The following is a 10,348-nucleotide window of genomic DNA, read 5'->3' as shown; positions in this document are numbered from 1 at the left end:
CATCATGGGTGTCGGCGCGGAGAATGTGCCCACGCGGGCGATTCCATTCGTCATAACGATGACGCAGGCCCAGAACGCGGTGCGCATGCTCGCACAACAGTTCCCGCAGGAGTTCGCAAATCAGGACATCGAGCGGCGTATCCGCACGGAGATGACGGCGGTCTACATCCCGTTCTCGCTCGCCGATCTCAGTGTCAAGATGGCCGTTCGCAGCGAGCGCGGCGATTTCGAGGCGTACGAGGAGATCGTCAACTGGGCGTGCCCCGACACGACGCTCTACGACATTCACCTGCTCGACCGCCTCGACCCGTGGGATTTCGGCGCGGTGACCCCGTTCGACCCCGCCTTTGCCGAGGGAGTCTTCCGCATCGCGGCAGTGGCAAACAACGCCTCACGCGCGGATGTGATCGACAACCTCCTCGCCGAGCGCCTTGCCTCCGATCTAAAGGACAGCTTCGCGCTCACGAAAGCGAAGCTACTGCTCTGGGGGCGGGATTTCCGCAGGCATAAGAACGCAACCTTCCTCCTGCCCGTCTACTATCTGGATCGGCGCGTGGAGGATGGCGAAAAGGCACGGCAGGTGCGCATCGCGGTGAACGGCCAGACGGGGAGCGCCGCTGCGCTTTTCTATCAGTATGGCAGGGAGGAGCGCTACGTCACGCGTGCGCCATCCCATCCAAAGGCGATGTCAACGGAACACACAGTTCGTACGCCGCCCACTGCGGTGAGGCGTGTCGGCTCGCCGTTCCTGCACCGCACCATCCCGCTCGAGGCAGCGCTGCAAAAATCGTTCGGACAAAAGCTGCGCGCACTGTTCGGATTCGGCTCTTGATACACTAAGATCCGCGCGGCATGTGCGGATGATATGTCAAGGAAGCGGCTGCTGTGATGAAGATCTTCCCTTCGTGCAGCAGCCGCTTTTCTCGTTCATCACCGCTTGCTGTCCTGTCCAAAAAGCAAGCACATCGTGCGCGCAGCCGATTCCCTTCACCGCCCGCACATCCTGATGAAGAATCTCAAAATGAAACCATGCAGTTTATTTCTCTTATGATAACCGAGAGGTAGAGGAAAGCATACCGTCATAAATGATAGGTTGGGAAACACTTTTCAAATTTTTTTGAAAACCTGTCATTTATGACAGGTCACAAGTCATCATTTTTATGTTAAGATAGAATTAACCAAATTATCGTACTTTTCACATCATGATGAAGGAGGAGTTTACATGAAGAAATGGAAATCGTTCATCATGGCGGCAGCCGTCGCCATCTTTACGGGCGCCGTCTTCACGGGCTGCGGCAGCGGTGACGGCGGCGGCATCGCCGGCGGCATCGGAGGTCCTGCGGACAATGGTCCTGCTGCACCGAAGGAGGCTGTCACGAAGCTGAAGCTCGGTGACAAGGAAGTGCCGATGTACGCGTACAAGGGGGCAGATACCCCCCGACTCGTGGACTCCCACGGCAGTCTCGCCGTGACAAAGGACGCCATCTACGGCATCAGCTTCGAGAAGAAGGAGGAGAAATACCACCTCAAGAAGATGAGTCTCAAAGACGGCGCGATTACCGGAGTTGAGGATCTCGGCGAGATCAAAAAAGAGCCGCTCTCCTCGGACGGCACGAACGTCTACTACATCCTCGACACCAATGGAAAGATCGGCTGCTATGACGGCACGGCGGCAACGAGCTTCGATGTGAAGGGGGTTCGTACCGTCTGCACCATCTACGGTGACAAGAACGCCTATGTATGCGGTGCCTTCGTCTCGAGTTCCGACACGATGTTCGGCGCGATCTCCAAGGAAGGCATGAAGGATCCGAAGGTCGTCCTGCCTAAGGACGAGTTTGGAAAGCTCTCCCAAGCGAAGGATGCCACGAAGGAAAGCAACGCGTCCCTCGTGTGCGCGGACAAGGACGGTTTCTACATCTCAACACTGGCCACAAACGGCGGCTCCGACAAATGGACGTTCCCACTGCACATGTACGGACCGGACGGCAAGAAAATCCGCACCTTTGACTGCAACGCGGATCTCCCGAGCGGTGCCGAAAAGCGCAAAGCGGGCGAGCGCCAAGCCATCGCGACGAAAGACTATGTCATCTTCTTCTACAGCGGCTACCTGCGCCTGTTCAACAAGAAGGACGGCAAGTATGTCGGCGACATCGAGCTGATGCTCGAAAAACATAAGATTGACCCCCGCGGCGTGACAGCGGATGATGCAAACCACATCTACTTCACGGATGCCGGAGGGGATCAGCCAATGATCTACCGCATCGACCTGTAAGTCCTAGGGAAACACCGATACAGACTTCATTTTATCAGCGATCCCGCTGCGCCAAAGGAAGCCGCTCTGATCTACAAACTCGGCGGGAGGGGGTGCCGCTTCACACCTTCCCCGGCTGTATGCGCATCTTCCAAAAGAAGGATGGCACATACGTCGGCGACATCGAGCTGGTAACGGCGGATGACAAGAATATCGGACCGTCCTGCGTCACAACCGACGACGCGAACCACATCTACTTCATCGACAGCTTCTAAGGAATCACTGATAAAATGAAGTCCGTCAGATTGGCGTAGATTTTTTCGTCCGAACTAGGAGGCAAACCGGACGCAGAGTGGTGCTCTGTGGAGGATTTGCCGACGAAGTGCGGGCAAAAAAGATGCGCTAAGATGGCGGTGCTGAATTTATCAGTGCTTCCCTAAAACAAGCTCTGCCGCATGGATCTGTAAGAAACGAGGGGAGTGTCTTCCATGAAGATCAAATCGTTGCTCTGCGCCGCTATCCTCGCGCTCATTCTTCTCCCTGCCGCCCTCTGCGCGGCAGAAATCACGGATGAGGATATGGCGCTCGGCGGCATCCGTATCGGCGATACGCGTGCCGCGGTCGAGGCGCTCTACGGCAAAGGCAATCACGTCGCGGACGGCGTGGACGTGTGGAACGGCGAGGATGTCAGCATGCACGTCATCGACTACGGCGCGTCACTCAGCGTGACGTACCGCAGCTCGGACAGGGGCTGGCACGTCATCAGCGTGCATCTTGGCGTGAACGATGTAAACGAGTACAACGTGAAGCCGTCCGATGAGTCGCGGAGCCTCGAGACACCGCGCGGCATCCATCTGGAGAGCACACGCGCGGATCTTGAGGCGGCATACGGCTACATCCCGAAGCCGAAATGCAGTCATAATGCCCCGCCCGTCTGCGGCTATTTCTACGACGGCGGCAGTGCAAGTATCGCATTCTACATCTGCCCGGAGCACAGCCCCGGCATCCGCTCGATCTGGCTGCACGAGAAGTAATCAGCCAAAATCGAATTCTCTCATTTTCCATCTGCACAAAGAAAGAACTCCAAATAAAGAGAGCCCGCGGAGGAAGGGGGTACTTCCATGACGATCCAATCATTTCTCTGCGCCCTCCTGCCGGCACTCCTCCTCGCGGCACCGCTCTGCGCAGCAGAGCCTTTGACAGCTGCGGAGATCGTGCGGAACGATACGACCGAGGAGACGATACAGCCGCCGCAGACACGCGCGCAGGCACAGAACGAGGAGACGCGGGACTGGTCACGTTCGGTTGTATCGCCTGTCCCGTGGCTGACGGTCGAGGATCACGTTCTGACGGTCTATGACGAGAGCGGCAGCAAGGTGTTCTGCTGTGTTTATCCGTCCCTTCGGCTCGCGGAGGACGACGCATCCCCGCTTGCGAAAGCCCTCATCGCGTGGAACGCGGAAATCGGCACGAGCGCATGGCACAGCCCCGTGCGCCGCGAAAGTGAGGCGGCACGCGCAGAACGCGGCACGCTCCCCTTCGCCTACTCCGACATCACGCCGATCACGGCATGGGGGCGCGTCGATGAGCGGGTGATCTCGTTCTTTATGAAGGGTTCATCCTACGCGGGCGGATTTCATGACATCCCCCATATCAGCGCATATACCTTCGACTGTGCGCGCGGACGGCGGATTGCCTTGGGCGAGATCGTCACGGACAGGGAGCAGCTGATTACGGCAATCGCGGCGGCGTTTGAGGCGCAATACCCCGGCATATCGCAGCGGGAGGACTTCCCGGGTGGCATCAGAGAGGCACTCCTCATGCAGCATCCGGCAGACCAAGGCCTCACGGGCTTCTATTGGTACATCGCAGCGGACGGCAGTCTCATCATCTACTATCCGGTGTCTACGCTTACATCCTACGCCGCCAGCGACTTCTCCCTCACGATTACGCGGGAGGATGCACCGAATCTATTTAGGAATCGCTGATAAAATGAGGTATGCCCGATTGGCGTAGATTTTTTCGTCCGATTGAGGCAGCAAACCGGACGCATAGCGAGTGCTATGTGGAGGATTTTCCGCCGAAGTGCGGGCAAAAAAGATATGTCAAGATGGCGTGGCTGAATTTATTAGTGCTTCCTTTACACAGGCATATCCAATGGAATCGTTGCTGAACGCAAGAACGGGGCTGTTGCACGAAGCTAAGAACTTCGTACAACGCCCCTTCTTTGTGCCCCTTCCACCGCTTGCGCGGCCCCCCTTCCCCGTCAAACGGGGAAGGTTCAGGATAACAGCATATCAGCTTCCCCTGTTTACGGGGGAAGCGGCAAGCGTAGCGAGCCGATAGGGGGACATGCAACAACCCCGTTCTTTGTTTTTTCTATTCCATAAATGCACGATCAATATCTCGTCCGCCATAGATGATGCGAAGGATGGTAACGGTTTCCTGTCCTGTGTCTACCGTGTAGAACACCTCGAAATGATCCACGGGCATCATGCGGACTTGTGGGTATCCTGCAAAGTTTTTCGGATATGCGCGAAATCGCATCGGCAGTTCTGCGAGACTGCCGATCTGTTTCCCGAGCCGCGCAAGCGGTGCATATGCGTTCTCCAGTGCTCGCAAAACATCCGAAATATATCGAAAGATGTTCCTCAAGTCTGCCGCCGCCTGAGATGAAACATCAACCCGATACTGCATGATGTCCCTCCATAATCTCCGCAAAAACTTCCTCCGCCGGACGGACTCTGCCCGCCGCAAGGTCTTCCAGTCCCTTTTCCAGTTCGCGTTCGAGTTCTGCCTCACTGAGATCGACACGATGCAGCGGACGTGTCGCCTCCGATTCCTTCACGGCGAACGGCAGTCCACGATGGATGAGGCACTGGCGCAGAAATACGTTGACGGCGGTGGAGAGATCGAGCCCGAGATTCTGGAAGAGTGCCATCGACTGCGCCTTGACATCGGCATCAATGCGAATCTGTGCGGATACGGTTGCCATAGGATCACCTCCTTTTTTCATTTGATGCGCTTATTATATCGTTTTTGCAGTACAACGTAAAGGAATCACTAATAAATTCAGCCCTGTCATCTTGGCGCATCTTTTTCGCCCTCTCTTCGTCGACAAATCCTCCACATAGTCTATGCTATGCGTCCGGTTTGTCTCCTTGACAGGACAAAAAATCTACACCAATCTGACAGACTTCATTTTATCAGCGATTCCTTAAATGCCATGCGCTGCACGGAGGGAATGTCGAACATATTTACCAGCCCGGAGTCGCGGATATCCCTGATCAGAGAAACAATCTTCTCGTTCATCCCTTGCCGCCTTTCTCTGCCATGCGGAAGGAGTCTACGCCGGGGATAAGGCTGAGTGACGATCCTGTCTCCCATCGGACGAGAAGCTGCCCCGCGTCATCAACACCCATGACCTCGCCCATCGTTCCTGTCGGTGGGGCTTGCAGATCGTCCATGCCGAGGAGTTCCACCTTCGTCCCGCGTGGGTACCGCTCTCGAAGCACGGTGATCTGTTCCTTACTCGGAAACCGCATGATCCTCAGCCCCCTTCCGATGTCCGCTCTTAAAGGCACTGCTGCCCGTGAGGTTCTGCAAGAGAATCTTGCGACTCATTTTGTAGGCATTTCCGATCATGCCAAGACGCAGAAGGAAGCAGCGGAATGCATACTTTTCGTTGTCCACGATCTTCTCCTTTGCCGTGACGCGCTTCTGCGTCCGTGCCATCTCGCAGAGTTTGCTGATGAATGCGGCATACGCCTTTGCCGTCTCGTCGGTGATCGTGCCGTGCAGCCATGCAAAGGTGATGCGGTCACCCTCTAGCGTGTAGGTCGCTTCTCGGATGTCAAAGGCGTGACGAATGAGCCGTCCCTTGCTCCGAAGGAGCGCGTCCAGATTGTTCAGTGCGGTCTCCGTGAAGAGGCTGCGCGGGAGGCTGATGGAAAGGGTATCTTCGGAGGAGTCAGCTTCTGCATCTGCCGTTTCCGTCAAGGTGGAATCGTTCGCCGCTGTGTCCTCGCAAGGAGTCTCGCTCGTCGCCGTTTCCGCTGTGGTCGCCCACTTTGCCGCCGTGTCCCCGCAGGAAGTCTCGTCCTCCCTGCCCTCGGACATAAAGCCCGCTTCGCGCAGTGCCGTGCGCACACGCGCTACAGTCGCCTCGTCAGCCCCATCGTCGAAGCAAAGGCTGCCGTCCTTCGTAATCTCGAATGCGCCGATCTTGTAGGAAAATGTCGGTGCGCCGCAGTAGGCAGGCTTCGTGTCGAGCACCTTGCTGACTACCGCGACCATCGCCTTGCGCTCTTCCTTTTGGATGTTGTAATTGACCTTCATGGTGATTACCCCCTTCATGTACTTTGGTCATTACATTCATCACTCACGTGGGAAGAATTAACAAGCGGATTCTGTTGTATACACCGAATGCCCGAAATGTGCGATTCCCGTCAGCACATAGAACACACAGGGAAGTGCGACACCGTTGCCCCACATCTTATACTCTGCCGCACCCGAATGCGGATTCTTCAGCCATCTCCGAATCTGGGCATTGGTCTTTGGTTTCTTCCCGCCCGTGATTTTTCGGTGCGTCTCAAAGACCTCGCGCCAAAACGCCATCTCTTCCTCGGTGGGATTGTCGGTTTCAAGTTCCGTACACCATCCGTCGGGAAAGCCCTGCAAGCGTCCGCACTCGGTCGGTGTCAATCTCCGCACGGAATAGACGGGCTGATTCACGACCATCGGGTCTTTGAAGTCCCGCGCCATGAGCGTCGGGCATTTCTCCTTTGCAAAATGAGAGTGACAGCCCGTGGTCATGGCATAAACGGCATGACGGTCAGCAGTGTTGAGCGTGAAACTCACAGCCTCCGCGATACCGCTTCCCTGCGGACCGTTCTTCTCCTGCCGTCCGATCATCGAGCCTTGGATGGAGACGACCGCAACGCCGCCCTGACAGCACGCAGGATTCCCTCCGCTCCGGTCAATCGTCCGTGCCGTCTCCGCTTCGTAGATGCCCGAGGTCGGATTGTCTGATTTCATCGCATTGGATTGGAATGACGAGATTCCGTATGCCTGTACGTCCTTCAATACAAGCGGCTGATTGTTGCCGCCCGTACCGTAATGACGAGAGACCGTCGGCGCAACAGGAAGGGGACCGCTATACCGTGCGTCTGCTCCATGTGACTCGAATACGGCGGGTACTTTTCCCGCCCGAAGCGTCGGAGACTTCTCCTCCGCATAGCCGATGCTGCGGCTCTGTGCGGAATGTTCGGTACAGAAACCTGCACTTACCCGCCCGCCTGACGCATGAGTGCCATCCGCAAGCTCTCGGGCAGAGCCTTGCCACGCAGCGAAGCACGGCGCAAGATCCCCGCGCACGCTTTCGGTGTCAAATAGTATTTGTCCGGCACTTGATCCTCCAAAATCTGCGACAAGGTAGATTCTGCGCCGACGCTGTGGAACTCCCCAGCCCTGTGCGTCCATGAGCCGATACGCAACGCTCCATCCGTCTCCCATGAGAATGTCTGCGTATGCCCATCCACCTTTTTGAGGCAAAGGCACCTCGGGAGCCGCAGGTTCTTTGATGCGGACAATCTCCGTAAGGACAGATTGGAAGTCCCGTCCCCCGGAACTCGAGAATGCTCCCGCGACGTTTTCCCACACGATGAATCTCGGATATTTCCCATCCGTCCCCCTCCTCATTTCCCGAACGATACGAATAGCCTCGAAGAACAGTATGGACTCCTGCCCATGCAGCCCTTCCCTCCGTCCCGCGATGCTGAGATTCGTACAAGGAGAACCGAAGGTGATGATGTCCACAGGCTCGATCTCATCGCCGTGAATCCAATGGATGTCTCCAAGATGCTTGACGGAGGGAAGCCGCTTCGTGGTGACGCGAATCGGGAACGGCTCAACCTCCGATGCCCACTTCGGTTCTATGCCCGCAAAAACAGCACCGAGTGTGAATCCTCCGCTCCCGTCAAAGAGACTGCCGAGCGTGAGCGGCGTATGCGTATTCACGCGCTCCCTCATGCCGTCATACGTTCGAGCATCTTTCCCGTCATCCAGATCGCCCCGTCAATGACAAGCGGCAGGAAGATGCGGTCGCGGAATCTGCACCATCCCGTCTCCTTCTCCGCGCTCTCCTTCAGTGCCGCCGTGTACGCCGCAGACACCTCACGCGCTACGGGAAGCCCCTTCTCATGCAGCCAGAGGACGGTCGCTTCCTTCGCTTCCGTCCGCACGAAGTCCCCCACATGATTTTTCAGCTCATTTTGAATGTGTTCCAGTTTCATCTTCAACACGCTCCTTCATAGTCCGTTACCCCGCGTGCAATGGCGCGGGCAAATTCATCCTGCCGACTGCGAAGCAACTGCACATCGCCCGCATGGTCGATAAACGCAAGCTCCACAAGTACGGCGACCGCATCGGTGTTGCTTAGAACGTACAGCCCGTTGACACCGGGCTTTGCACCCTTCACGCCGCGATCCACAGTTCCGAGCGCATCCACAATCTGATTCTGGATACACTGTGCCAGCTTCTCCCCTGCGCTGCTTCCGTAGTAATGCCACGTTTCCGTCCCCTGCGCCACTCCATTACAAGCATTACAGTGGATGGAGATAAACACATCGACATCCGCACGATTGGAGGCCGAGACGACTTCATGCAGACTGTCCGACTGCAAACATCCAACAACCTCCACACCTGCGGCAGTGAGATACCCCGCCACAAGGTCTGTGACGTTCTTTGCCACATCACACTCACGGAGTCCATAGCCGCACGCGCCGGGGTCGGGATTCCCGTCCGGGGCATGACCTGCGTTTAAAAAAACTTTCATTGTGCTGCCTCCTTCGATGTCGGCACGTCCGCATACGGAATGCGCTCACCGTCACGTTCTAAAAACACATCTTCGGCATTGCCGTCCTTGCTCTGGATGTATCGCTCGACGGCAACATCCACGAACTTCGGCTCAACCTCCACACCGTAGCAGATACGCCCCAACTGGTCGCAAGCGATGAGCGTTGATGCCGAGCCGAGGAATCCGTCAAGAACGACAACGTTTGTCTGCGTACACTGCTTGATGAGATACGCAATGAGCGGCACGGGCTTCGAGGACGGATGTCCGCAGCCGTCCTTCTTCGAGTCCTTGATACGGTCGAATGCAAAGACAGTGGTCTGCTTCTGGTCGCCATACCACCTATGTCTGCCATCCTTACGCCATCCCCAGATAATCGGCTCGTGGATGTACTTCCAATCCGTGCGTGTGAGGACGAGACGGTCTTTCTTCCACACCAGTCTCGCACCAACTTTAAAGCCCGCATCCTCATAAGCGTCATGAAAGATGCGGGCTTTTGCTGTTGCGTAGAAAACATAGATGGATGCGTCCGTCGCCATTGCCGAGTGAAAGGCGGTAAAAGCGGATTTCAGGAACTCGTAAGCGTCCTTGTCATTCAGATCGTCATTCTTGATTTTCCCCGATGTACTTTCGAGTTGGATCATGTATGGGGGATCCGTGCAGACGAGATTTACCTTTTCCTCGCCGAGCAGCCGCTCGTATGTTTCCGGCAGCGTGGAGTCGCCGCAGATAACACGATGCTTTCCGAGATACCAGACATCACCAGAGCGAGAGACGCAAGGTCTCTGAAGCTCTGCTTCCACATCAAAGTCATCTTCCTGCGCTTCACCATCATCCAGTGAGAGCAGGTCTGCGATTTCGGACTCGTCAAAGCCCGTGAGCGAGATATCGAAGTCCATCCCCTGCAGGGCTTCCATCTCAACGCGCAGCATATCTTCGTCCCAACCTGCGTCAAGTGTGAAACGGTTGTCTGCGAGAATATAGGCTTTCTTTTGCGCTTCCGTCAGATGATCGACGAATACGCATGGAACTTGCTCGATGTTCTCTGCCCGCGCAGCCATAACGCGCCTGTGTCCTGCGAGGATGCCGTAGTCCTTGTCAATGATGACGGGACTCACGAATCCGAACTCCCGCAGACTGCCGCGCAGCTTGTTGATCTGCTCGGGCGAATGCGTCCGTGCGTTGTTGGCATATGGCACGAGTTTACTGATCGGAACGCGCTTCATCTCCGATGTTGTTTTGTT

The 10,348-nt window shown here is 56.3% G+C and carries 13 protein-coding genes and 3 pseudogenes; 6 read left to right on the top strand and 10 right to left on the bottom strand.

The features are described from left to right. The 6 genes and pseudogenes from AXF19_RS15460 to AXF19_RS09810 form a co-directional block, all read left to right on the top strand. A pseudogene (locus tag AXF19_RS15460) lies at positions 1–832 on the top strand (hypothetical protein); the annotation flags it as partial. Between the two features lie 390 nt (positions 833–1,222). Continuing rightward, positions 1,223–2,272: a hypothetical protein gene (locus AXF19_RS09820; protein WP_066848248.1), complete on the top strand. Its 1,050-nt coding sequence runs from the start codon at positions 1,223–1,225 to the stop codon at positions 2,270–2,272. Positions 2,273–2,391: 119 nt separating this feature from the next. Beyond that, positions 2,392–2,526 carry a hypothetical protein gene (locus AXF19_RS15740; RefSeq protein WP_257759435.1) on the top strand — a complete coding sequence of 45 codons (135 nt, stop codon included), beginning with the start codon at positions 2,392–2,394 and terminating at the stop codon, positions 2,524–2,526. 87 nt (positions 2,527–2,613) lie between these two features. Next, positions 2,614–2,691 (top strand): annotated as a pseudogene (locus AXF19_RS15875) (secretion protein HlyD); the annotation flags it as partial. Between the two features lie 48 nt (positions 2,692–2,739). Next, entirely contained in the window at positions 2,740–3,285 is a 546-nt protein-coding gene (locus AXF19_RS09815; RefSeq protein WP_066848246.1) for a hypothetical protein, read from the top strand. Positions 3,286–3,372: 87 nt separating this feature from the next. After that, positions 3,373–4,239 carry a DUF3298 domain-containing protein gene (locus tag AXF19_RS09810; RefSeq protein ID WP_066848244.1) on the top strand — a complete coding sequence of 289 codons (867 nt, stop codon included), beginning with the start codon at positions 3,373–3,375 and terminating at the stop codon, positions 4,237–4,239. Positions 4,240–4,630: 391 nt separating this feature from the next. Here AXF19_RS09810 and AXF19_RS09805 read toward each other — a convergent pair whose 3' ends face one another. The 10 genes and pseudogenes from AXF19_RS09805 to AXF19_RS09765 all read right to left on the bottom strand — a co-directional run. After that, entirely contained in the window at positions 4,631–4,873 is a 243-nt protein-coding gene (locus AXF19_RS09805; RefSeq protein WP_237141573.1) for a type II toxin-antitoxin system RelE/ParE family toxin, read from the bottom strand. A 58-nt stretch (positions 4,874–4,931) separates the two neighbouring features. Continuing rightward, positions 4,932–5,246, bottom strand: a complete 315-nt coding sequence (locus tag AXF19_RS09800; RefSeq protein ID WP_066848238.1) for a type II toxin-antitoxin system RelB/DinJ family antitoxin — start codon at positions 5,244–5,246, stop codon at positions 4,932–4,934. Between the two features lie 33 nt (positions 5,247–5,279). Continuing rightward, entirely contained in the window at positions 5,280–5,429 is a 150-nt protein-coding gene (locus AXF19_RS15450) for a secretion protein HlyD (protein ID WP_237141746.1), read from the bottom strand. Positions 5,430–5,467: 38 nt separating this feature from the next. Further along, positions 5,468–5,563 (bottom strand): annotated as a pseudogene (locus AXF19_RS09795) (DUF5049 domain-containing protein); the annotation flags it as partial. Next, positions 5,560–5,796: a DUF4314 domain-containing protein gene (locus AXF19_RS09790; protein ID WP_066848235.1), complete on the bottom strand. Its 237-nt coding sequence runs from the start codon at positions 5,794–5,796 to the stop codon at positions 5,560–5,562. The pseudogene AXF19_RS09795 and the gene AXF19_RS09790, both read right to left, overlap by 4 nt. Then, positions 5,780–6,589: a virulence protein gene (locus AXF19_RS09785; protein ID WP_066848231.1), complete on the bottom strand. Its 810-nt coding sequence runs from the start codon at positions 6,587–6,589 to the stop codon at positions 5,780–5,782. The genes AXF19_RS09790 and AXF19_RS09785 overlap by 17 nt, the downstream gene beginning before the upstream one ends. A gap of 57 nt (positions 6,590–6,646) precedes the next feature. Beyond that, positions 6,647–8,281 carry a DNA cytosine methyltransferase gene (locus tag AXF19_RS09780; RefSeq protein WP_066848229.1) on the bottom strand — a complete coding sequence of 545 codons (1,635 nt, stop codon included), beginning with the start codon at positions 8,279–8,281 and terminating at the stop codon, positions 6,647–6,649. Next, positions 8,278–8,544, bottom strand: coding sequence for a prevent-host-death protein (locus AXF19_RS09775; RefSeq protein ID WP_066848227.1), 267 nt, complete (start codon positions 8,542–8,544; stop codon positions 8,278–8,280). The genes AXF19_RS09780 and AXF19_RS09775 overlap by 4 nt, the downstream gene beginning before the upstream one ends. Before the next feature lie 2 nt (positions 8,545–8,546). Next, positions 8,547–9,086, bottom strand: coding sequence for an N-acetylmuramoyl-L-alanine amidase family protein (locus AXF19_RS09770; protein WP_066848225.1), 540 nt, complete (start codon positions 9,084–9,086; stop codon positions 8,547–8,549). Further along, positions 9,083–10,348, bottom strand: a 1,266-nt coding sequence (locus AXF19_RS09765; protein ID WP_066850207.1) for a site-specific DNA-methyltransferase, incomplete at its 5' end; no start/stop codon positions are given. The genes AXF19_RS09770 and AXF19_RS09765, both read right to left, overlap by 4 nt.

The organism is Selenomonas sp. oral taxon 126 (assembly GCF_001683335.1).
In the GTDB taxonomy this organism is placed as follows: Bacteria; Bacillota; Negativicutes; order Selenomonadales; family Selenomonadaceae; genus Centipeda.
Note: the sequence above shows the minus strand (reverse complement) of the source record. Positions and strands in the feature narration are given on the sequence as shown.